At 70.3% G+C, this 22,650-nt stretch carries 22 protein-coding genes; 15 read left to right on the top strand and 7 right to left on the bottom strand.

Translation table 11 applies throughout. The features are described from left to right. Positions 1-364: 364 nt before the first annotated feature. From C1N74_RS10175 to C1N74_RS10155, 5 genes are all read left to right on the top strand, one after another. A complete protein-coding gene (locus C1N74_RS10175; RefSeq protein ID WP_071917935.1) occupies positions 365-916 on the top strand; it encodes a LysM peptidoglycan-binding domain-containing protein in 552 nt (183 codons plus the stop codon). Positions 917-936: 20 nt separating this feature from the next. Continuing rightward, complete coding sequence (locus C1N74_RS10170) at positions 937-1,164, top strand: RNA-binding S4 domain-containing protein (RefSeq protein WP_023954721.1); 228 nt, start codon at positions 937-939, stop codon at positions 1,162-1,164. 379 nt (positions 1,165-1,543) lie between these two features. After that, positions 1,544-2,185 carry a hypothetical protein gene (locus C1N74_RS10165; protein WP_137750472.1) on the top strand — a complete coding sequence of 214 codons (642 nt, stop codon included), beginning with the start codon at positions 1,544-1,546 and terminating at the stop codon, positions 2,183-2,185. A 125-nt stretch (positions 2,186-2,310) separates the two neighbouring features. Then, entirely contained in the window at positions 2,311-3,954 is a 1,644-nt protein-coding gene (locus C1N74_RS10160; protein WP_137750471.1) for an ABC-F family ATP-binding cassette domain-containing protein, read from the top strand. A gap of 31 nt (positions 3,955-3,985) precedes the next feature. Further along, entirely contained in the window at positions 3,986-4,393 is a 408-nt protein-coding gene (locus C1N74_RS10155; RefSeq protein ID WP_137750470.1) for a hypothetical protein, read from the top strand. 13 nt (positions 4,394-4,406) lie between these two features. On the opposite strand, the gene C1N74_RS10150 is transcribed toward C1N74_RS10155, so the two are convergent. Then, entirely contained in the window at positions 4,407-4,793 is a 387-nt protein-coding gene (locus tag C1N74_RS10150) for a GntR family transcriptional regulator (protein ID WP_071917939.1), read from the bottom strand. Then, a complete protein-coding gene (locus C1N74_RS16660) occupies positions 4,790-5,854 on the bottom strand; it encodes a hypothetical protein (RefSeq protein WP_258317907.1) in 1,065 nt (354 codons plus the stop codon). Before C1N74_RS16660 ends, C1N74_RS10150 begins: the two co-directional genes overlap by 4 nt. A gap of 127 nt (positions 5,855-5,981) precedes the next feature. Between C1N74_RS16660 and C1N74_RS10145 the strand changes: the two genes are divergently transcribed. Genes C1N74_RS10145 through C1N74_RS10135 form a run of 3 tightly spaced genes read left to right on the top strand, consistent with a single transcriptional unit; the run spans position 5,982 to position 7,718 of the window. Then, positions 5,982-6,227 (top strand): helix-turn-helix domain-containing protein, encoded by a 246-nt coding sequence (locus C1N74_RS10145; protein ID WP_064954960.1) that lies wholly within the window; start codon positions 5,982-5,984, stop codon positions 6,225-6,227. Next, positions 6,224-7,216, top strand: coding sequence for an SRPBCC domain-containing protein (locus C1N74_RS10140; RefSeq protein WP_137750468.1), 993 nt, complete (start codon positions 6,224-6,226; stop codon positions 7,214-7,216). Before C1N74_RS10145 ends, C1N74_RS10140 begins: the two co-directional genes overlap by 4 nt. Before the next feature lie 34 nt (positions 7,217-7,250). Beyond that, entirely contained in the window at positions 7,251-7,718 is a 468-nt protein-coding gene (locus tag C1N74_RS10135; protein WP_088380100.1) for a DUF805 domain-containing protein, read from the top strand. Here the strand turns inward: C1N74_RS10135 and C1N74_RS10130 are convergent. Next, a complete protein-coding gene (locus C1N74_RS10130; protein WP_137750467.1) occupies positions 7,699-8,088 on the bottom strand; it encodes a hypothetical protein in 390 nt (129 codons plus the stop codon). The genes C1N74_RS10135 and C1N74_RS10130 overlap by 20 nt on opposite strands. Positions 8,089-8,193: 105 nt before the next feature. Then, the gene (locus tag C1N74_RS10125) at positions 8,194-9,624 is read right to left on the bottom strand and encodes a carboxylesterase/lipase family protein (protein WP_137750466.1); all 1,431 of its coding nucleotides are present in this window, start codon (positions 9,622-9,624) and stop codon (positions 8,194-8,196) included. Between the two features lie 198 nt (positions 9,625-9,822). On the opposite strand from C1N74_RS10125, the gene C1N74_RS10120 reads away from it, so the two are divergent. The 4 genes from C1N74_RS10120 to C1N74_RS10105 all read left to right on the top strand — a co-directional run bounded on the left by C1N74_RS10120 (position 9,823) and on the right by C1N74_RS10105 (position 14,378). Continuing rightward, entirely contained in the window at positions 9,823-11,142 is a 1,320-nt protein-coding gene (locus tag C1N74_RS10120; RefSeq protein ID WP_023954698.1) for an ABC transporter substrate-binding protein, read from the top strand. Positions 11,143-11,207: 65 nt separating this feature from the next. After that, complete coding sequence (locus C1N74_RS10115) at positions 11,208-12,101, top strand: carbohydrate ABC transporter permease (protein ID WP_023954696.1); 894 nt, start codon at positions 11,208-11,210, stop codon at positions 12,099-12,101. Next, on the top strand, positions 12,095-13,042 hold the full coding sequence (locus tag C1N74_RS10110) for a carbohydrate ABC transporter permease (RefSeq protein ID WP_137750465.1): 948 nt from the start codon (positions 12,095-12,097) through the stop codon (positions 13,040-13,042). The genes C1N74_RS10115 and C1N74_RS10110 overlap by 7 nt, the downstream gene beginning before the upstream one ends. A 4-nt stretch (positions 13,043-13,046) precedes the next feature. Further along, entirely contained in the window at positions 13,047-14,378 is a 1,332-nt protein-coding gene (locus tag C1N74_RS10105; protein ID WP_137750464.1) for a cellulase-like family protein, read from the top strand. A 6-nt stretch (positions 14,379-14,384) separates the two neighbouring features. Here the strand turns inward: C1N74_RS10105 and C1N74_RS10100 are convergent, their stop codons facing one another. Next, on the bottom strand, positions 14,385-15,248 hold the full coding sequence (locus tag C1N74_RS10100) for an AraC family transcriptional regulator (protein ID WP_137750463.1): 864 nt from the start codon (positions 15,246-15,248) through the stop codon (positions 14,385-14,387). Between the two features lie 89 nt (positions 15,249-15,337). Here C1N74_RS10100 and C1N74_RS10095 point away from each other — a divergent pair, with 89 nt between their 5' ends. The 3 genes from C1N74_RS10095 to C1N74_RS10085 are packed head-to-tail and all read left to right on the top strand — an operon-like array spanning position 15,338 to position 20,305. Continuing rightward, positions 15,338-18,637, top strand: a complete 3,300-nt coding sequence (locus tag C1N74_RS10095) for a DUF5107 domain-containing protein (protein WP_181405512.1) — start codon at positions 15,338-15,340, stop codon at positions 18,635-18,637. Next, a complete protein-coding gene (locus C1N74_RS10090; RefSeq protein WP_258039107.1) occupies positions 18,634-19,662 on the top strand; it encodes an alcohol dehydrogenase catalytic domain-containing protein in 1,029 nt (342 codons plus the stop codon). Before C1N74_RS10095 ends, C1N74_RS10090 begins: the two co-directional genes overlap by 4 nt. Positions 19,663-19,708: 46 nt before the next feature. Then, positions 19,709-20,305 (top strand): VanZ family protein, encoded by a 597-nt coding sequence (locus tag C1N74_RS10085; RefSeq protein WP_052007935.1) that lies wholly within the window; start codon positions 19,709-19,711, stop codon positions 20,303-20,305. 3 nt (positions 20,306-20,308) lie between these two features. Here C1N74_RS10085 and C1N74_RS10080 read toward each other — a convergent pair whose 3' ends face one another. After that, the gene (locus C1N74_RS10080; protein ID WP_137750461.1) at positions 20,309-20,662 is read right to left on the bottom strand and encodes a LysR family transcriptional regulator; all 354 of its coding nucleotides are present in this window, start codon (positions 20,660-20,662) and stop codon (positions 20,309-20,311) included. Positions 20,663-20,665: 3 nt separating this feature from the next. Beyond that, positions 20,666-22,645 (bottom strand): AarF/ABC1/UbiB kinase family protein, encoded by a 1,980-nt coding sequence (locus C1N74_RS10075; RefSeq protein WP_137750460.1) that lies wholly within the window; start codon positions 22,643-22,645, stop codon positions 20,666-20,668. Between the last annotated feature and the right edge of the window lie 5 nt (positions 22,646-22,650).

Below are 22,650 nucleotides of genomic sequence, written 5' to 3'. Positions count from 1 at the left end.
CGTCGAAGATGGTGTCGGTGTTTCTGATGACGGGGGGAAAACGTCGATCAGACCGCCGCCGGGAATCGCGCCGGAGCTCGTGCGTATGTGTGGGACGTGGACTGATTTGCGGGGTGATTGGTGAAGTAGGCGACGATGGCGAACGTGTTGTTTTGAGGTATGACGGGGCTTTGGTGGGGATAGGCGAGATCGACGGCAACGGATGAATGCGACCCGACTGACGCCGTGTCGATGTCTGCGGCGCTGGCTCGCCATCGTGCCGACAACGCTACGGGCGTGACGGTCTCGACCGTAACCGTCTCGCCGAATTGGATGCTCGGACGCTCTGGCGTGCCGACACGAGTGTCGGATAGCCTCCCCAGCAATGAACAAGGGCGAAGGTGTGTTGCTCGGTGTCTCCGCTCTGGCGGTCGCCGGCCTCGTCGCGATGGCCGCGCCGGCTTTCGCATCTTTCTCGAGCTCCACCGCCTCCGACTCCGGGGCGTCTGTTGAGCACACGGCAACGGATCAGGGGCCGGCTAGCCCGCCGACAGATGCTGCCATCGAGACGACGTCTCCTGTCGGCACCGAGGACGAGCTCCCCGGGTATCAGGACATCGGTGGTGGAATCGCCATCCCGACCACAGGGCCAGGCGACTGCCCGACGTGGGCCGCGATCCATCCCTATGATGCGGGCAATCCCGCGGCGAGGCTCGGTGGAACCATCACAGACCTCGGCCCGGCTCCCTACGCATCTGGCGAGGTCGGGCTGAACGATGAGGGCGAGATCTCGACTTACACCGTGGCGTCCGGCGACACGGCGTGGGGCATCAGCGATCGCCTGTGCATCGACTACGTCACTGTGATGTCGTATAACGGCAAGTTCATGCCCCCGGTGGAGATCCAGCCCGGCGACATCCTGATCCTGCGCCCGTAACGCTCGGCTAGCATTTCCGCATGGCTGAAACTCCCCGCATCATCGACGTCTCGATCGGGAGCGACGGCATCCGCCTCGGGCAGTTCATGAAGTTCGCGGGCCTGCTCGACTCGGGCGGAGACGTGAAGGAAGCCATCATCGACGGCTTCGTCACGGTCAATGGCGAGGTCGACCGCCGCCGTGGACGCCAGCTGCAGCACGACGACGTCGTCGTCTTCGACGGACGCGGGGCTCGGGTTCGTCCGTAGCGCCGAGATTCCCCTCGCGAGAGGCCAGCGCGGCCGTTCTCAGGGGCCGACGGTCCCGGTAACGCTCGGGCGCGGGAAGTCCGACGGCAGGACAGGCGGCGCATCGTCGTTTCCGCGACCGAAATTGGTGGCACCGAGGACCACGAACGTCACGACGATCGCAACGTACACGATGGCTCCGACGAAGAAGCCGGGGCTGACGGACCTACGGCGTACGGACATCAGATTCGGTGGCGGCCTTTCTCACGCGCCTCGGCGGGCGAGCCGACGACGGGGGCGATTGATGTCGATGCTAGCCATTCACTCTCGTGCTGACAGATGAACGCCACCCGCGTCCCACCTCGACAGCACCCGCCCTGAGCTGCGCCAAACTGGCCGCATGGAACAGTTCCTCGACGCTGACGTTCCCGCAGGGCGTGAGCCCGTCGCTGACATCCCACTCCCGCCGTTCGCGACGGCCGCCGACCACCGGCGGTACCTCGACATGTTGCAGCTGTATCTCGCGATGCTCGACCCGGGCGCGCCCGCGACGAACACGGTCATCCTCAATGAAGCTCTCGCCGCCGAGCGCCGGAGCTCGGATGCCGGACCTCTCAGCCCGCTCGCGCTGATCGCGAGCCTCTCGTCGTTCTTCCCCGCGCCCTGGACCCCCGACGCCCTCGCCGCAGCCCTCGCCGGTCGCATCGGCGCACCGGTGCGCCACCGCGATGCGTGGCGGTGGATGGGTGACCCCGACTTCTCCGCGGTTCCCCGCGAGGGCGGCGGTTGGGACATCATCCGCCACGAGCGCGGGTCGTTCGAGAACGGGATCCTCGCCCACGACGGCGACCTCGTGCTGCTGTGGATGGACCACTTCCGGTCGCGATTCCCCCTGCCCTTCGGTCACTCGTACGAGCACAGCGACGCGGCTCTGCTCGCGCCGGCAGTCCGCGCGGCTCGCCGCGCCCACGATGTGAACACCGCCTATCCATACCTGGCCACCTGGCGCAGAGAACGCGACGCGGCGCTCGGCGAGGGCTAGACGCCCACCCGCCGCGACCGCGAATCGACACAGGCGTCGATCCGGCTCACGGGTTCACGTCCCGTTAGCCACCGGTCACCCCGCACCGATCCGGCACTCACCCCACCAGATGGAAGAATCGTCCGGTGACCGCAACTCTCGTCGCTCAGGGCCTCGCCGGCGGATACGGCCACCGCACACTCTTCGAGGGCGTCGATCTCACCGTCAGCCCGGGTGACGTCGTCGGGGTCGTCGGGGCCAACGGCGCGGGTAAGTCGACGCTTCTCCGCATCCTCGCGGGGCGCGATGCGCCTCAGGCGGGAACCGTGAGTCTCGCTCCCGCCGACGCGTTCGTCGGTTGGCTCCCGCAGGAGCACGAGCGCGTCGAGGGCGAGACCGTCGCCGCGTACATCGCGCGCCGCACCGGGTGCGCGGAGGCGACGGCGGAGATGGATGCCGCAGCATCCGACCTCGGCGATCCCTCGATCCCCGGCGCCGACGACCGCTACGCCACGGCACTGGAGCGCTGGCTCGCGAGTGGTGCGGCCGACCTCGACGAGCGTCTGCCGATCGTGCTCGCCGACCTCGGGCTCGAGCTCGACGCCGACGGCATCCACATGACATCCCTCTCGGGCGGTCAAGCGGCGCGCGTCGGACTCGCGGCCCTGCTGTTGTCGCGCTTCGACATCGTGCTGCTCGACGAGCCGACGAACGACCTCGACCTCGACGGGCTCGAGCGCCTCGAAGCGTTCGTGCGCGGCCTGCGCGGGGGAGTCGTGCTGGTCAGCCACGACCGTGAGTTCCTCGCGCGCAGCGTCACCCGTGTGCTCGAGCTCGACCTGGCGCAGAACTCGCACCGCATCTACGGCGGCGGCTACGACGCCTACCTCGAAGAGCGGGCGACCGTGCGCCGTCACGCTCGCGAGAAGTACGACGAGTTCGCGGGCAAGAAGGCCGACCTCGTCGCGCGTGCCCGCGTGCAGCGCGAGTGGTCGAGCCAGGGCGTCCGCAACGCGATGAAGAAGAACCCCGACAACGACAAGATCCGGCGCAAGGCCGCGACGGAGTCGAGCGAGAAGCAGGCGCAGAAGGTGCGCCAGATGGAGAGCCGCATCGCCCGGCTCGAAGAAGTCGAGGAACCCCGCAAGGAGTGGCAGCTCGAATTCACGATCGGTGCTGCGCCGCGGTCGAGCTCCGTCGTCTCGACGCTCAACGGCGCGGTCGTCTGGCAGGGCTCGTTCACGCTCGGACCGGTCTCGCTGCAGGTCAACGCCGGCGACCGCATCGGCATCACCGGGCCGAACGGTGCCGGCAAGTCGACGCTGCTGCGCACCATCCTCGGTCGGCAGACTCCCGACGAGGGATCGGCGGGACTCGGGTCGAGCGTGAGTATCGGCGAGATCGACCAGGCCCGCTCGCTGCTCGTGGGCTCACGTCCGCTGGCCGACGCTTTCGAGGCCCTCGTACCCGAAATGGCGTCCGGCGAGGTCCGGACGCTGCTGGCGAAGTTCGGCCTCAAGGCCGATCACGTGCTCCGCCCGGTCGACGAGCTGTCGCCGGGAGAGCGCACGCGTGCCGGCCTCGCGCTGCTGCAGGCTCGAGGCGTGAACGTCCTGGTGCTCGACGAGCCGACGAACCACCTCGACTTACCCGCGATCGAGCAGCTCGAGCAGGCGATCGAGTCGTACGACGGCACGCTGCTGCTCGTCACCCACGACCGGCGGATGCTGGATGCCGTGAGCACGAACCGTCGCTGGCACGTCGAGGGCGGTCGCGTCGCCGAGGCCTGAGTCTCGACAGCCATCCCGATAGGGTGCAGGCATGCGATCGCCGATGAAAGCACTGCTCCTGGCCGCACCGATCCTGTTGCTCGCCGGCTGCTCGGCAAGCGATCTACCGGAGTTCGCGGCGGAGCAGACCGACCGCGACGTCGTCGCCGACGAGCGGGCGATCGAGGGCGTCGCGTCTGACACGACGCGCTTCGTCGGCGAGGTAGACGGGGTCGAGGTGTTCCTCGCGAAGAGCCAGGACGACGAGATCTGCCTCATTCAGCTCCGGAACGGCGGCTTCGAGAGCACCGCCTGCTCCTCCGGCGGCGGACTCGGGACGACCGTCACGGGAGGGCCTGCCATCGAGGTGGGTGACTTCCGCTATCTGCCGGATGCTGAGAACCGCCCTGGCCGTGAACAGATCAGTGACAGCGTCGTCGTCATCCGGGGTGGGCTGTAGCCCGAGCCCTGCCTCAATCGGCCGGCGGCTGCTCGGTCTGAGCGCCCCACTGCGCCCGCAGCACGCTCACGACATCGTCGATCCCCGCGCCCGTGCGCAGCGCCTCATCGGTCAGCTCGCGGATCCGCTTGAGCACGGGACGGGGGAGTACCGCCGCCGATTCGGCGACGCGGGTTCCCGCGGCGGTGCGGGTGACGACGAGACCCTCCTGCTCGAGCAGCTTGTAGGCCTTCGCGACGGTGCCGGGCGCGACGCCGAGGTCGGCAGCGGTCTGGCGGACGGTGGGAAGGCGTTCGTTGGCCGCGAGCATGCCCGACACGATGAGTCCGCGCAGCTGCAGGTAGATCTCGCGCGACGGGGTGCTCTCGTCAGTCGCGGAGAGAGATCGGGTGAGGGTCACCGGGCGTACCCGACATCCGTCCCCGACGACCCCGGCCTCGGGGATGCCGGGGCACCAGCCGGGGCGTGATCGGCACGCGGCACGAGCGATCCGCCGACGACGAGAAGGATGCAGAGCGCCACGATCTCGATGATCGGTGCTGCGGCACCGGCGAGAGACGCAAGCTCCGCGTAGCGCCATGCGACGTCGTACGAGCTGGAGGTGCCCGGCCCGTCGATCACCAGCGTCGTCGTCGAACCCGCGTTGCCGATGAGGCGCCACCCGGCCGCGAGGGCGAGCAGGCACGCGCCCGTCGTCAGCCACACGACCCCGCCGGCGGTGCGGCGGCGGGCTGCGCGTTCGATCGCGACGGTCTCGGGCCGGAGGAATGACCGTGCCGCGTTGCGGTCGAGGGCGCGCCAGGCGGCGACCACCAGCAGCACCAGCCCGACGAGGGCAGGCACGCCGTAGACCCAGCCGTAGAAGACGACGCGCAGCGGGTCGACATCCGCGGCGTTCGGGATCGGGATGACGAGCCAGAGCCAGTCGCCGGCATCGTCGGGCGACGACGCGAGCCCAGCCGCCACGGTGGTCCCCGCGAGCGCGAGGGCTGCGACCGTCACGGCGGAGAGGGCCACCGGTGAACTGAACGACACCCACGATCTGCGCACCGGTGGCGACACGGGCCGTTCGGGGGCGCCCGATCCGCGCGTGCGGACCAGGACGAGCGCGGTGACGACGCCCACCAGCGCGACGACGAGTGGTGTCGCGACGCGCCACCACGACGCGCCGGAGCCGTCCCAGATATAGCCGCGGAACAGGAACTCGAGAACGAAGCCGAGGGCGATGACGACCCCCGCGACGGCGAGGGCGATGTGCTCTCCCGCGTAGCGACGCCGAACCGCGGACCGGCGCGCACCGAGGAGTCCGGCGCCGCGCTCGTCACCGCCGCTCGTGTTGGCCCGGATCGCGACGACGGTCGCGGCGGCCACGAGGCCGAGGACGAACGACATCGGAGGCCACGTCGCGATGGCCCCGGTGAGATCCAGGGGCCCGAAGCTCGCGAGAGAAGGGATGAGCATGCGTGATGCCTTTCGCTTGTACCTCGATGATGACACGAAATGTATCAAGAGCATGACACAAGATGCGCACAGACCTGATGAGCAACCAAGGTTGACAAGATGACTACGAGCAACCTAGGTTGCTTACATGGAATCCACTCAGATCGCCGGCGTCGCCGCAGACACGCGTGATCCACGTGCGGGTCTCCGAGCCATCGCGTCGCTGCGCTCTCTCACCGAACGCCTCGAGCTGGCGCAGGTCGAGGCGGGCCTGCGCGCAGGCATGAGCTGGCAAGAGATCGCCGACGCGCTCGGCGTCTCGCGCCAGGCCGTGCACAAGAAGTACGCCAAACGGATCGATCCGACCATCGACGTCCCGAGGAGAACCCGATGAGCAAGCTGACGGTCGCGACCGCGACGATGTACGACCTGTCCCTCGCCGGTGCGGAGGAGGCATCTCGACTCGGCGAGCAGAACGGTGACATCGACCACCTTCTGCTGGCCCTGACGATCAACGAGCAGGTCGCCGGCCAGGTTCTGCGCGCGCTCGGCGCCTCTCTCGAGCGCACGCGCGCGGCAGTCGAGCAGCAGCACTCCGATCAGCTCGCGTCACTCGGAGTGCAGGCCGCCATGCCCGGTCCCGGCCGCATCACGTATCACGAGCGAGGGGAGTTCGCGTGGAACGATCGCGCCCTCGACGTCCTCCGGCGTGCGGGTCAGGGGGGCAAGCGCGGTGATGCCGCCGCGGTCCTGCGCGAGCTGGTCGACGAGGGCAGCGGGCTCATCGAGGCGATTCTCCAGCGCCTCGACACGAGCCCGCAGCAGGTGCGCGAGCTTCTCGATCAGGCGGAGCGTTATCCCGCTCTGCCGACCCGCGTCGCCGATAACGGTCGGTCGATCTCGGGTGCCGGCGCGGCACATATCCCCGCTCCCGTCGCAGAGGTGTGGGCGCTGCTCAGCGATCCCGCACGGATGCCGGAATGGGATCTTGGTTTCGGCCGGGTCGACGACCTGCCTGCCACAGCCGCGCCGGGCACCGCATGGACCGCGTACGCACTCGAGACGGCGCCGAACGGCAAGCCGCAGCGCATCAACCCGGAGCGTCGACGCGCCCGCATCGAGCTGATCGAGAGCGAGCCCGCGACGGCGATCGAGTGGGTCACGACCTGGCCCGATTCGCCGACATCGAACAGGCGCCGGATGCGGATCGAACTCGAACCCGCCGCCGGCGGCACCCGCCTGCTGGTCCGTCAAGCGTGGGAACGCACCGCCTCGCGGCGAGGCCTCCCCCCGCTGCGGTGGGTCATGCGACCCCTGTACAGCTTCGCGATCTGGCTGCAGATCTCACAGATCGGTGCATCGATCGGTCGCGTGTTCCGGTAGACGCCCATGTGAGGGCGCCCCGTAGGCTCGGGGAATGACGAGTGAAGCGACACCCCGACCGAACCGTCTCGCCGAGCCCCCACTGACTCGGCCCTACGTCGGCGCACCGCCGCTCGCGGCGCTGCGGCGGTGGATGCAGAACTACGCGACCTTCCGCGGACGCGCGAGCCGGTCGGAGTTCTGGTGGCCGATGCTCGTGATCGTGCTGTTCCCGATCGTGGTTCAGATCGTCAACGGGCTCACCACAGGCGACTGGCGTCCCATCGACACTCGTGTCGTGCAGAACGTCCCCGACGTCATCGTGCTCGTCTTCTCGCTGGCGACCCTGCTGCCGATGCTGGCCGTCACCTGGCGTCGTCTGCACGACACGAACCGCAGCGGCGTGTGGTTCTTTCTGATCGTCCTGCCGCTCATCGGCTGGATCGCCCTCGCGATCATGCTCTCGATGCGTGGTGAGCGTGGGGGAGCGCGCTTCGATCCCGTTACGAGCGGCGGGCGATGAGCAGCGCGATGACGGCGACGACACCGATGACGGCAGCGATGCGCGCGGCCTTGCCGGTGCGGCGGGTGAGCGTCAGTGCGCCGTCGACGATTCTGACGTTCTGATCGATCCGGGCGGTGGCGAAGCCGGCCGCGGCGTCGACGATCTTGTCCGCGACGTCGGGAACTGCGTCGGGAAGCGCGTCCTTCGCGGCATCCTGCGCTTTGTGGATGGCGCCCTTGCCGGCATCGGCGACACCGTGCACGACCCGCGATGCGGCGCGGGTGACGCCCGATGCGTTCTCGGATGCCTCCGGGACGGGCGTCTGCGCGTCGGCATCGTCGACGGGGGCGTCGTCGCCCGTGGCAGGTGAGGTGTTGGCGTCCGTCATGACGGCTCCGTTCGTCGGTGCGAGAGGTCCGGACGAAAACTCTGGCACCGCCGACGAATTACCGAGAGGGCCTAGCCGACACGGCGGATTTCGCGTATGCCCGGGTTAGCTCAGGGCGTCGATCACCTCTGCCCGGCGCTGCGGAAGGTCGCGGGTCGCGGCATCCCAGATGCGGGTCGTGCGCGACGGTGAGAATCGCGGCCAGCCGGGGTCGCCGCCGCGGATGAAGGCGACCCACGCCGCGTGAATGTCGCGCGCGAGGTCGGCGGGGGCGTCCGAGCCTGCTAGCAGCAGCGCCTCGGGGTCGCTGAGCCGGTCGAAGGCGAAGCCGATCTCGAGCGCGTGTGCGGCATCCAGACCCCGAACCGGGCTGCGCCAGGCGAACTCGTAGACGAACGTCGGTGCGGTGCGCGCACGAGCGACACGGGTCGCGGGGGCGCGCAGCATCCGGTCGGTGAGCAGCTGCCCCAGAACCTCACCGGGCGATGCGCCGGGGAATGAGCGTGCGACGGCCCGGGCCGCCCGCTCGGACACCCCCATCGCGCGGCGCGCCACCCATGCCTTGAGCCGCCCGATCCGGGCGATCGCGTCGGGTGTCAGCCACAGGCGGTACTCGTCGGTGTTGGTCCCGATCATGATGGGCAGGTCCGCCGACGTCAGCGCGTCCTCGGGCACCTCGGGCAGCGACTCCTCGTCGAGGGCGAGGACGAATCCCGGCGCGCCGCGCAGCGGGCTCGAACCGGCCGAGGCCCGCGACCGCGCGCTCAGCAGATCGGCGGTGGACGTGGCGGCGAACGCTTCGCGGGTCGTCGGGATGCCGAGTTCGCGGGCGATCGCATCCGACGCCCGGCGCGCCTTGTCGGGCTCCGCAGCTTCGAGCGGACCCGACTGGATGATCGCTCCCGCGACCAGGGCGCGTGAACGGGGTTCGCTCACCAGTGCGGCGACGAGAGCGCCGCCGGCCGACTCGCCCATGAGTGTGATGCGCGCCGGATCGCCGCCGAAGGCCCGGATCTCGTCGCTGACCCAGCGCAGGGCCGCCGCGGCATCCCGCAGCCCGAGGTTGCGGGGAACGCCGTCGAGCACGCTGAATCCCTCCACGCCGAGGCGGTAGTTCGCCGAGACGAAGACGATGCCATCTCGGGCGAACGTCGTGCCGTCGTAGATCGTCTGCGCGGCGGCGCCGCGTTCGAGAGCGCCGCCGTGCAGCCACAGCACGACGGGGGCGTCCGCCGCTCCCACCGGTGCCCACACGTTGACGGTGAGGATGTCGTCGCCCTCGATCGTCGGGACGGTGAGCAGCTCGCCGAGGTCGCCCGGATACGGGGTCTGCGGGGCCGTGGGGCCGAACCGTGTCGCGTCGCGCTCGCCGTCCCAGGGGTCGACCGGCTCGGCTACTCGGAAGCGGCGCTCGCCGACGGGCGGTTTCGCGTACGGGATGCCGAGGTAGCGGTCGACCCCGTTCAGGCGCGAGCCTCGCAGTTCGCCGCCGCCGATGCTGACCCGCGCTTCGTCCGACACGACTTCCTCCGGCATCCCTGCTCCCTCCGTGTGCTCCCACCGTATGAGGCCCACTTATGAGGCGTCCCGGAGAGGGGCTGTCCTCAGGGGGTGATCAGCGGATCGTCCAGGGCGCACGCTCATTCGGCTATGTGCGCGCGCTCTCGGCGGTTCTAGCGTGTGAAATCCGGCTGCTACCCGAGCAGCTCGTCGCACACATGCAAAGGGGCATCGATGTCTACTCCACCCCGGCGGCTCCGCGGCCGTCGCCTTCTCCCGCTGGCGGTCACCGCCGCCGTCATCGCGCCGCTCGCGGCCTGTTCCGCGCCCGCCGACGAGGGGCCGGTCACCCTCACGTTCCAGACCTGGGTGCCCGGTATCGACCAGGCCGTCGATCTCTTCAACGAGCAGCACGACGACATCCAGGTCGAGCTGCAGACGATCGTCTCGGGCGCCGAGGGCGGCTACGCCAAGATGCTCTCGGATGTCCAGGCCGGCAACCCCGCGGATGTCGCCCAGGTCGGCTACGACCAGATGCCGACGTTCCTCCTCAACGGCGCCCTCGAAGACATCACCGATTACGTCGGCGACGAGGTCGACGTCTTCTCCGACTGGCAGATCGGCGCGACGACGTTCAACGATCGGGTGTACGGCATCCCGCAGGCGGCCGGGCCGATGGGGCTCTACTACCGCTCCGACGTGTTCGCCGAGGCGGGCATCACCGAGGCCCCCGCGACGTGGGATGACTTCTATGCGGCCGCCGTGGCGGTGCGGGCGACGGCGCCCGACCGCTACATCGCGGCGTTCGCGCCGAACCAGGCTGCGTGGATGGAAGGCCTCGCCGAGCAGGCGGGCGAGCCCTGGTTCCAAGTCGAGGGCGACGCCTGGAAGGTCGCGATCGACAACCCCGACACCCTCCGCATGGCCGAGTACTGGCAGCGCCTCATCGACGAAGACCTCGTGAAGGTGCAGGCCGACCTGTCGAGCGAGTGGTTCGCCGACGTGCAGGCCGGGCGCATCGTTTCGTGGATGAGCGGCTCGTGGGCCGACGCGATCATCCGCAACAACGCCCCCGAGACCTCGGGACTGTGGTCGGTCGGACTCATGCCGCAGTGGGATGAGGCGAACCCCCGCTCGGCGAGCTGGTCGGGCGGTTCCGCGAACGTGGTGCTGAAGGGGTCGGCGCACCCCGAGCAGGCGGCCGAATTCGCCCTCTGGCTCAACAGCAACCTCGACAGCGTGAGCCTGCTGACCGAGAACGGAGCGGGCTGGCCCGCGATCGCCGACGTCGACTCGATCCCCTCGATCCAGTCGGCCCCCGAGGTGTTCGAGTTCTTCGGCGGCCAGGACATCTGGGATGTCTTCGCCGAGTCGAGTGAGCAGGTCGCGCGCGACTGGCAGTGGCCGCCGCTGGTCGACGCGCTGAACGCGAGCCTCCTCGACGAGGTCGCCGCCGCCGTCGAGTCGGGCACCCCGCTCACCGAGGCCTACGCCGCGGTGCAGGAGCGGATGGTGGCCGAGATGACGGCGAAGGGGATCTCGGTCGCCGACTGAACCGAGCGGGGCGGACGGCAGCGACGCCGTCCGCCCCGCTCGGGTCGCGCCCCGAAGGGAATCGCATGCACACCACCCGAAGCCGGCTGCCGCTGTTGCTGCTGCTCGGCCCGTTCCTCCTGGCCTTCGCCGTCTTCTACGTCGCCCCCATCGTCTGGGCGATCGTCCAGAGCCTCTTCTCGGTCCGTGCGAGCGGACTCGGGCTGGGCGCGCCCGAAACGCTCTTCGTCGGGCTCGACAACTACGCCCGGGCGCTGGCGAATCCCGCGTTCGTCTCGAGCCTCGGACGCATCGCCGTGTTCGCTCTCATTCAGGTGCCGCTGATGGTGGTGCTCTCGGCGGTGCTCGCGCTGCTGCTGGAGTCGACCCGAGCCCGCTGGCCGCAGTTCTTCCGCGTCGCGTTCTTCATGCCGTACGGCGTGCCCGGCGTCATCGCGTCGCTCCTGTGGAGCTTCCTCTACGTGCCGAGCACGAGTCCGATCCTCCAGGGGCTGTCTGCCGTCGGCATCTCGGCCGCGCCGCTCGAATCGGGCACCGTCATGTTCGCCATCGCGAACATCGGCATCTGGACGTTCGCCGGCTACAACATGCTCGTGCTCATCGCAGCGCTCCAGGCGGTGCCCGCCGATCTGTACGAGGCCGCGCGCATCGACGGCGCGAGCGAGTGGCGCATCGTGTGGGAGATCAAGCTGCCGCTCCTGCGCCCCTCGCTCGTGCTCACCACGGTGTTCACGATCATCGGCACGCTGCAGCTTTTCGTCGAACCCCTCGTGCTGCGTCCGCTCACGACCGCCATCAACACCGACTACACGCCGAACCTCGCCGCCTACAACCAAGCGTTCACGCAGAGCAACCCGAACCTCGCCGCCGCGATGGCCGTCATCGTGGCCGTCATCGCCTTCGTGTTCTCGTTCGTCTTCCTGCGGCTGGTCAACCGGAAGGGCAACCGCGCATGGTGATCGCACCCGTCACCGAGTCCACCCGCACGGTCACCACCGGCGCGACATCCGATCGTCGCGATCGCCGCGGGGCCCGCCGCGGCGGCACGGGGCGACCGGGTGCGGGGTTCTGGGCATCGCTGCCGACCCTCGCCGTGCTCGTCGCCGCTCTCGTCTACTTCGCGCTTCCGGTGGTGTGGGTGCTGTTCGCCGCGACCAAGAGCAACGCCGACCTGTTCGGCTCTTTCGGGCTCTGGTTCAGCGATGCGCCGCAGCCGCTGACGAACCTCCAGAACCTCTTCACGACCGATCGCGGCATCTATACCCAGTGGCTGCTCAACAGCCTGTTCTACTCGGGGCTCGGCGCATTCATCGCGACGATCCTCAGCGGGGCGGCGGGCTACGCCTTCGCGAAGTACGCCTTCGCCGGGCGCGAGGCCGTCTTCGCGATGATCCTCGGCGGCGTCCTCGTTCCCGCGACCGTCATCGCCCTGCCGACCTACTTCATGTTCAACGCGGTAGGCCTGACCGGCACGTACTGGTCGTTCCTGCTCCCGAGCATCGTCAGTCCGTTCGGGGTGTACCTCTGCCGCATCTACGCCACCGCCGGCGTGCCCGACGAGGTCATCGAGGCCGCGCGCCTCGACGGTGCCGGCGACGTGCGCATCTTCGCGACCATGGCCACCCGCATGATGGCGCCCGCCCTCGTGACGGTGTTCCTCTTCCAGTTCGTGGGAATCTGGAACAACTACCTGCTGCCGCTCGTCATGCTCAACGACGCCCGCACGTTCCCGGTCACCCTCGGGCTCATGCTGTGGAACGGCCAGACGCAGCGCGCACCGCTGTACTACGAGCTCGTCGTGACGGGAGCCGCGGTCTCGGCCGTCCTGCTCATCGTGGTCATGGCCGCTCTGCAACGATTCTGGCGAGCCGGTCTCACCGCCGGCGCGACGAAGGGATGACCCGATGACCCGCTACCTCGGCTCCGGACACGACCCGGCCCCCGACACCCGGGCGCTGACGGGCGCCGTCCCCGCCCACCTGCCGCCGCGCCTCACGATCACCCTGTGGGACTTCTCCTGGTACACCCGGGCCGGCGCCGGCGAGCCCTACGCCGACCTCGGCGCAGCCCTCGATGAGGCCGTCGACCGCGGCTACAACGCCATCCGGATCTGCGCCGCGCCGCTGCTGCTTTTCGGCGGTCTCGGACTCGACGACCTCGCGAGCGACCTCGAGATCGAGGGACTCGGGCGCTCGCCGCACGGTGAGGTGTTCGGCAACGGAACGCGCTGGTACGACGTGCCCGGCGGCTACCGGCTCGACCTCCGCACGCGTTTCTTCGACCTGCTGCGCGGTGCCCGCGAACGCGGCATCGTCGTCATCCTCGCGAGCTGGGAGTACCAGCAGTCGCCGGCGTTCGCGGCGGACGAGCGCTGGTTCCGCGCGATCGACGCCGTGCCGCTCGAAGAGCGCTACGACCTGCTCGCGTCCGCGACGATTCGGATGCTCGATGAGATCGAGGCCGCGGGTCTGGACGATACGATCGCCTTCGCCGAGCTCCACAACGAGGTCGACTTCTCGATCGTCCCCGCGTTCGCCGACGGCGGGGATGCCGCCCTCGACCGCGTGCGTGCCGCGCACCCCGGTCACCTCGTCACCGCCAGCTACGGCAAGGCGCCCTTCCTCGACCTCGCGGGACTCTCCGAGCGGTTCCAGGTCGGTCAGCTGCACGTCTACGCCTACGGCGTGCTCGACGCGCTGCAGCGACGCATCGACATCCGTTCCGAAGGCACCGACGGCTTCCCGGGCGCAGCCATGCGAGCGCTGCTCGTCGATGACGCGCCCACGTTCGCCGAGTACGGCCGCGCCGCCGACTGGAAGTTCGAGGCCACCGTCATCACCGATCAGCAGATCTACGGATACGACTGGGTCGACCCCGACCTCTGGGACCGCTGGCTCTACAACCACTACGGGCTCTACCGCGAAGAAATGCTGCGCGAGATCGGGTCGCGGGTGACGGCGCTCGCCGCGTGGTCTCGCCGCCGCGGCATCCCGGCCGTCGTGGGGGAGGGGTGGGTTGGCTACACCCCGCTGCGCGCCGACTTCGAAGACGGGCCGGTCGGAACCGAACTCGCCGAGCATGGCGTTCGCACTGCACTCGAGCACGGGGTGTGGGGAATGGTGCTCAGTTCGAACGCGGCGCCGCATCATCCGCAGTGGTCGGATGTCGCGTGGCAGCGGCGCCTCAACGCCGAGATCCTCGCGGCCCCGACGACGGCCGCCCCCGGTCGCGGCTGAGGGGTGTCACCCGCGACGGTCGTCCCGGTAGCGGCTCGGGCTCATCCCGTGCACGCGTCGGAAGTGCCGCGAGAAGTAGAACGGATCGCTGTACCCGACCTCGGTCGCGATCTGACCGACGGTGCGGTCGGTGCGCTCGAGAAGGGTGCGCGCCGCCGTCATGCGGAGGCCCGTGTGGTAGGCCAGGACGCCGCCTCCCGTCGCGCGCCGGAACAGCGACGTCAGATGAGATGCCGAGACGCCGACGAGGGCTGCGAGCTCGCTCACCGGCACCGCGCTGTCGAGCCGCTCGGACAGGAACGTCATCGCTCGCTCGAGCGGGTCGCCGCGCTCGGGCAGCGCCTGGTCTGAGGCGAGCTGCGTCATGAGCTTGAATGCGGCGCCCGTGACGGCGACGAGGCGCACGGGCGACTGGTCGCGCTCGAGCCCGCGCACGATCTCGTCGAGCAGCGACACCGCGCGTTCGACGCTGTGCAGCCGTACGAGCGGACGCGCGGCGGTCGTGCCGATCGCCGCGGTGAGGTCATCGACGTCGGAGCCGACGACGTGGCACCACCAGATCGTCCAGGGGTCATCGGCATCCGCCCCGTAGGCGTGCGGCGTGCGCGCGGGGATCACCACGGCGGTGCCGGCCTGCACCCGGTGGCGTGTCCCGGCGATCTCGAGCCACCCGGCGCCCGCCGTGCAGACGATGACGATCGTCGTGCGAATGCCGCGCTCGCGAGTCCGGCCATGATCTGCGGCGTGCGGAAACCAGCCGGCATCGGTGACGACGAGTCGGCGGGTCACGGGGCGCTGCAGTGCTGCGGTGATGGCCGGCGCCGGCACGACGCACAGCCTCTCACCCGCGAAACCGTCCGAGATGGCCATGGTCGCCATCCTGGCATATCGGCGAATCGTCCAGGTGCACGGCCGCTTCCGCCATGTCGCCGCCGCGCGCGCTCGGCGACGCTGGAGGCATGCATTCGACCTCGACATCCTCGCTGCGTCTTCCCGAGCCGCCCGCGGACGAGCAGGCGACGCTCGACGACGGCGGCGTGGCCGTCTGGGAGCAGCCGCTCACGATCCCCACCTACGAGCCGGCGCAACCGGAGAAGCTGCCGATGTTCTTCGACCGCCGGGTCTACCAGGGGTCGAGCGGCCGGGTGTACCCGCTGCCGTTCACCGAGCGGATCGCCGCCGCGCCGCGCGATCGCGACTGGCGCGCGGTGCACATCGAGAACCGCTGGATCCGGCTGGTGCTGCTTCCCGAGCTCGGCGGCCGCATCCACATCGGCTACGACAAGACCGCCGATTACGACTTCTTCTACCGGAACAACGTCATCAAGCCCGCCCTCGTCGGGCTCGCCGGTCCCTGGGTGTCGGGGGGTGTCGAGTTCAACTGGCCGCAGCACCACCGTCCCGCGACCTTCCTGCCGATGGAGAGCTGGATCGAGCGCGAACCCGACGGGGCGGTCACCGTCTGGATGTCGGACCACGACCCCTTCGCGCGCATGCGCGGCACCCACGGCATCCGCCTGCGCCCCGATAGCTCGCTGATCGAGCTGCGCGCGCGGCTGCACAACCGCACCGAGGTGCCGCAGACGTTCCTGTGGTGGGCGAACGTCGCGGCGCGCGCGCACGACGAGTACCAGTCGTTCTTCCCGACCGACGTCCGCTACGTCGCCGATCATGCGCGTCGTGCCATCACCGCCTTCCCGCGAGCCGACCGTCCCTACTACGGCGTCGACTACCCGGCGCGGGTCGACGCGGCCCATCCCGATGCCGACCGCATCGACTACTACGGCAACATCCCCGTGCCGACGTCGTACATGGTGGTCGAGACGCGCGACGACTTCTTCGGCGGCTATGACCACGCCGCCGGTGCCGGCTTCGTGCACTGGGCCGACCGCCGCATCGCACCGGGCAAGAAGCAGTGGACGTGGGGCAACGCGCCCTTCGGCCACGCGTGGGACGACCAGCTGACCGACGGCGACGGCCCGTACGTCGAGCTGATGGCCGGGGTGTACACCGACAACCAGCCCGACTTCGCCTACCTCGCACCCGGCGAGGTCAAGACGTTCTCGCAGTTCTGGTTCCCCATCACCGGCATCGGCGCGGCGCATCAGGCGACGAAGGATGCCGCGGTCTCGGTGCGTCTCGAAGAGGGGCGCGTGCACATCGGTGTCGCCGTCACCGCGAACGTGTCTGGCGCGCGGGTGCGGCTCAGCGTCGGGGCCGACACCGAGGAACGCGTCGTCGACCTCGGGCCGGGCCGGGCGTTCATCGAGTCGATCGAGTGCGCTGAGGGGATCGGGGCCACCGATGTCGAGGTCGTCGTCCGCGACGGCGATCGCGAGCTCATCCGCTGGCGGCCGCGCTCCGACGGCGACGGGGCGCCCGAGCCCGCCGTCGCGACCGAGCCGCCGCTGCCCGCAGACATCGCGTCGGCCGACGAGCTGTACCTCACGGGCGTTCACCTCGCGCAGTACCGCCACCCGACGCGGCATCCCGAACCCTATTGGGAAGAGGCGCTCCGCCGCGATCCCGGCGACGCGCGCGCGAACACCGCGCTCGGTGCGTCCGCCTACGGCCGCGGCGAATACGACGACGCCGCGGCATACCTGCGTGCCGCCGTCGACCGGCTGACCTTCCGCAACCCGAACCCCGCCGACGGTGAGGCGCACTACCGCCTCGGCCTCGTCGAGACGCGTCGCGGCCACGACGAGCGTGCCTACGACGCGTTCGCGAAGGCCGCGTGGGATGTGCGGTGGGCCCACCCCGCCAGTGTGCAGATGGCTCTGCTCGACGCGCGAGCCGGGCGCTCCCTCGCCGCGCTCGGCCGCCTCGACGATGCGCTCCGTCATGGGTCGGACGATCCGCTCGCGCGGAACCTGCGGGTGATCGTGCTGCGTCGCCTCGGGCGTGAGGTGGAGGCGGCGGCCGAGCTCACGACGCTCGAGCAGACCGATCGACTCGACGTGCTCACCGCCTACCTCGGCGGGCGCGGCCTCCCCGACGACGGCCTCGTGCTGCTCGATCTCGCGGGTGACCTCGCCCGTGTCGGGCAGCGAGACGAGGCGCTCGCCGTGCTCGCCGCCGCGGCCGCGCGCCCCGCGGCCGGCACGGGAGGAGCGGCACCGGTCGCCGAGTACGTCCGGGCGCGTCTGCTCGCCGAAGCGGGCGAGACCGAAGCCGCCGCCGAGGCTCGCCGTCGCGCGCAGCGCGCACCCGTCGACTGGGTGTTCCCCGCGGGCCTCGACGCCTACGACGCTCTCGCGGCAGCGGTGGCCGCGGATCCGACGGATGCGCGTGCCCGATCGCTGCTCGGTATGTGGCTCTACGACCGCGGACGCCGAGCCGACGCGCTGGCCCAGTGGCGCGCCGCGCTCGACGACGCGACCCGCGACGGCGTGCTGCTGCGCAACGCCGCGCTCGCGACGGCAGAGGTCGGGGGCGACCTCGACGCCGCCGCTGAGCTGTACGACCGGGCCGTCGAGGTCAGCGATGACCCGCGGTTGTGGTTCGAACTCGACCAGCTCGCGCAGCGTCGCGGTATCTCGACCGCCGCCCGGTTGGCCAGGCTCGAGCCTGCGCGCGACCGACTGATCGTGCGCGACGACCTTCTCGTGACCCTGGCAGACCTGCTGACGACGAACGGGCGATCCGCCGAGGCGCTCGACCTGCTGCTCAGTCGTCCGTTGCAGCCGTGGGAGGGCGGCGAGGGAATGGCGATCCGCGCGTTCGCCCGGGCGTCGATCGCACGCGCCGAGGAGATCGAGCCGGATGCCGCGCAGGCTGCGGCCATCCTCGAGCGGGCTCTCGACGCTCCGCGATCGCTCGGCGAGGCCTGGCACCTGCTCGACAATCGCGCAGCCCTGTGGCTTCGGCTCGGGCGGCTTCGCGCGGATTCGGGTGAGGGGGTCGCGGCCGACGATGCGTGGCGGGCGGCAATGGCGGAGGCGGCCGCGTCGGAGGTCGACGCCGACACGCTCGACGGGGCGCGGGCAGCCCGTGCCCGGGGTGACGTCGATGCCGCGGCAGCCCTGCGGTTGCGCGTCGCGGCGCGGGTGAGCGAGCTGCGCTCTGCTCCGGCGCGCGTCGACTACTTCGCGACATCGCTCCCCGAGACGCTGCTGTTCGCGCTCGACCCGGTCGAGGCAGCGCGCCACCGGGCCGACGACCTGTCCGCGGCGCTCGCGCGCTACGACGAGGAGATCGAGGCGTCGCTGGCACAGTCGCCGGCGACCGCATCGGCCGATCAGCGGGTGCACGCGTGAGCGGCATCCCCGATCGCATGATGGCGAGCGTTCTGGTCGCGCCCGGACGTCTCGAGGTCCGCGATGTCGCGGTGCCGGTCATGGAACCGGGTGACGTGCTCGTCGAGCTCACCGCCGTCGGGCTCTGCGGGTCGGACGTGCACTTCTTCGAGCACGGCCGCGTCGGCGACCTCGTCGTCGAGAGCCCCCTCATCCTCGGACACGAGGCCGCCGGAGTGATCGCCGCCGTCGCCTCTCCCGCCGACGCGCACCGGATCGGAGAGCGGGTCGCGATCGACCCGCAGCGTCCCTGCCGCTGGTGCCCGGCGTGCCGGGCGGGGCGGACGAACCTGTGCGAGCGGATGCGGTTCCCCTCGGCACCGCCCGAGAACGGCGCGTTCGCGCGCTACCTCGCGGTTCCCGGCGACGCGGCGCACCCGCTGCCCGAGACGATGAGCGACGACGAGGGCGCGCTGCTCGAGCCGCTGTCGGTCGGCATCGCCGCCGTGCGCAAGGCCGGGGTGGTGCCGGGCTCGAGAGTGCTGGTGGCCGGTGCCGGTCCCATCGGCATCCTGACCGGCGCTGCGGCGCGTGCGTTCGGCGCGGCCGAGGTCGTGGTGGTCGACCCGGTCGACGCTCGTCGACGGGTCGCGCTCACGCACGGGGCGACGCGCGTGATGGAGCCCGCCGAGGTGGCGTCGCTCGATCGGCGGATGGACGCGTTCATCGACGCGTCCGGCGCCCGGGCGGCGATCGCCGCCGGGCTGCGCTCGCTCCGCGGCGCCGGCCGCGCCGTCCTGGTCGGGATGGGGTCGTCGACCGTCGACCTCGACCTCTTCCTGCTGCAGAGTCGCGAGCTCGTCGTCGAGGGGCTCTTCCGCTATGTCGACACGTGGCCGCTCGCCATCCAGCTGGTCGCGTCGGGGGCCGTGAAAGTGGACGACCTCGTGACTGCGCGCGGCGGACTCGATGACCTCACCGACTTCTTCGGGCGCAACTCCGACCCCGACACGATGAAGTTCCTCATCGACCCGCGGGTGCGGTGACGGCGCCGTCCCGGCGTGGGGCAGCGTCGCGATAGCGTCGACGGTGATGAGCAATCCCTTCGCCGAAGTACCGGTCCTCCCCGTTGTCATCCCCTTCGGCATCGTCGTCTTCGCCGTGCTGCTGGCCGTGCTGTGGGCCCGGCGCAGCTTCTCGCCGGCTCGCGCGGCCGTGGCCGCGGCGGTGGCCGTCTACGCCGCGGGCATCGTGGGCAACACGATCTTCCCGATCTTCCTCGACAAGCCCGATTCGGGAACCCCGTGGACGCCGGGTCTGGCGCTCATCCCGTTCGCCGACTACGAGCTCGACGACGCGCTGATGAACATGCTCGTCTTCGTGCCGCTCGGCATCCTGATCCCGCTCATGCTCGCCCGGCCGACGTGGCTGAAGGTCGTCGGCGCGGCGGCGATCACGAGCCTGACCGTGGAGGCATTGCAGCTCGCGGCTCAGGCGTACTTCGCGGGCGGACACATCGCCGATGTCAACGACTTCCTCTCGAACGTCGCCGGCGGTGCCCTCGGCTACGGCCTCCTGCTCCTGCTCGCGCGCGTTCCCGCGCTCGCGCGGCTCATCGATCTGTTCCGCTGGAGCCCGCGGACCGGTGCGGAGGCGCGAACGCGCGGGACGACCGCCACCCGCACCTGACGGTCAGCGTCCCTGACGCTTCTTGTACGGCTTGGGCTGTCCCTTGACGATGGGGGCACGGCCCGAGCCCTTCGAGGCCCTGGCCTTTCCGCCGCCCGACGCCTTCTGCTTCGGCGCGACGGCCGGCGCGGGAGCCGCGGCGACCTCGGCTCGGGCGTCGGCGAGCAGCAGGGTGCCCGCCGGGGTCAGGCGCGGCTTGCCGCCGTCCTTCGTGAACAGCGGATGTCCGACTTCTTCTTCCAGGCGATCGATCGACGAGTACAGCACGGGGAGCGATACTCCGAGCATCTCGGCGGCACGCGGAAAGTGCAGCGTGTCGGCCGCGGCGACGAAGTGGACGAGATCGCGGATCTTCATGGGTCACCTTCCATCGCGACGGACGAGCGCCGAGCGCAGCGAACGCAACAGCAGCAGAAGGCCGCCGAGCCCGACCACACTACCCAGGAACGGGAAGACCGACACCGAGTCGGTGAGCAGCGGGCCGTGCTGGACGACGCCCATCATGACGCCGACGATGACCAGGGTGGCCCCGACGAGCGTGGTGGTGAGGCGTCCGGTGAGCGACTCGACCCAGGAGCGGTCGTCGGGCGACTCCAGCGCGCGGAGACGGAGGGTGAGACGGCCCGCCTCGAGATCGCCGAGGATGCCGTCCACGCGGCGGGGCAGCTCACGCGCCCGCTCGATCCCGAGCTGCAGCTGCACCTGAGCGGTCATCGCCACCGAGCGCGGGTCGTTCATGTGCAGGGCGTACTGCGGGGCCCGCGACAGTGCGCGCTTGATCATGTCGTAGTCGGGATCGAGTCGCCGCAGCGTCCCCTCGATCGCGCCGAGCGTCCGGAATCCCAGCAGCAGACCGGGCGGGAGTGCGAGTCGGTGGCGCCGGAGCACCTCGATCAGTGCGGTGAAGAGGTGCTGGTCGGAGGTGGAGTTGTGCAGTCGTGTGAGGATGACGCCGATGTCGTGCTGGAGTGCTCCGACGTCGAGCTCGGCGTCGCCGCGTGGCTTCACGAGCATCAGCACGGCATCCGTCGCCCCCGAGTCGTCTTCGTTGTGGAGCGCGACGAGCATCGGCAGCAACAGGCGCCGCATGCTGCGCTCGATGATTCCGACCGACCCGAAGTCGATGAGGGCGACGATGCCGCCGGGCTGCAGGATGAGGTTGCCGGGATGCAGATCGGCGTGGAAGACGCCGCGCAGCGCGATCTGCCCGACGATGACGTCGAGCACGGCGTCGGCGATGCGCGTCGCCTCGTCGGGAGCGACGGCGTTCGGTGCGTCGCTGCCGGGCTCGGGCAGCCGGCTGAACGGGATGCCCTGCACGTGCTCCATGACGATGAGCTGTTCCGTGCAGAGGTCGGGATAGACATCCGGGATCCGCACCGCGCGAGCGTCGGCGGCCGTCATCGAGTCGCGCAGCATCTCCATGTTCGCGACCTCGACCCGGTAGTCGAGCTCTTCGCGCAGTGCGGCGGAGAACTGCGCGGCGAGGGCCGAGGCGCCGACATCCTTCGCCCATGTCGTGCGCCGCTCGAGGTCCGCGGCCGCCCGCTCGATGATGTCGAGGTCGGTGGCCACCTGCGCGCGCGCCTTGGGGCGCTGGATCTTCACGACGACGGCGCGACCGTCTTTCAGCCGTGCGCTGTGGACCTGACCGACGGATGCCGCTGCCAGCGGCGTCTCGTCGATGCTGGCGAAGACGAGCTCGATCGGCCGGCCCAGCTGCTTCTCGATCGCGGCCTTCGCCTCATGCCAGGGGATGGGCGTCGTGTCCATCTGCAGCGAGGCGAGCGCACTCGTGATCTCGGAGGGGAGGAGGTCGTTGCGGGTGGAGAGGATCTGGCCGAGCTTGACGAAGGTGACGCCCGCGTCGTCGAGGGTGGCCGCGAGCGCTCGGGGCAGTTCGGCGCGCGCGGATTCGCTGCGCATCCCGCCGAGGCCGTGCCGCGAGGCGATCGCGACGATACGTGCGTACCGCACCGCCCGGCGGCGCCGGTGCAACGCTTCGCGAACGTAGGTGACGGGCCCCATCGGCGGCCGCGCCGGCCACATGAGCTCGAGCGTGATGAGGGCGATGAGGACGATCGCGAACAGCCACGCGAGCACGAGCAGCACGAAGCCGAACGCGACGGGCTGGTCGGTGAGCAGACCGCCCTGCTCCTGAAGCACGCCCGCTCCGCGCAGCACCCAGACGCCGAGCGGTCCGAAAACGACGAAGACGATGAGTGAGACGAGCGGCCCGCGCACCCAGCCGACCCGCGCCTCGAGCGCGCGCTTCGCGAGCCAGGTGGCCGCGATCGAGAAGACCACCGCGGCGATGGTGAAGAGCAACCACTCCGGCATCGATA

It is taken from the genome of Microbacterium sp. SGAir0570 (genome assembly GCF_005491085.2).
Taxonomy (GTDB): Bacteria; Actinomycetota; Actinomycetes; order Actinomycetales; family Microbacteriaceae; genus Microbacterium; species Microbacterium arborescens.
The sequence above is the reverse complement of the archived record's forward strand: the minus strand, read 5'-3'. Positions and strand labels throughout refer to the sequence as shown.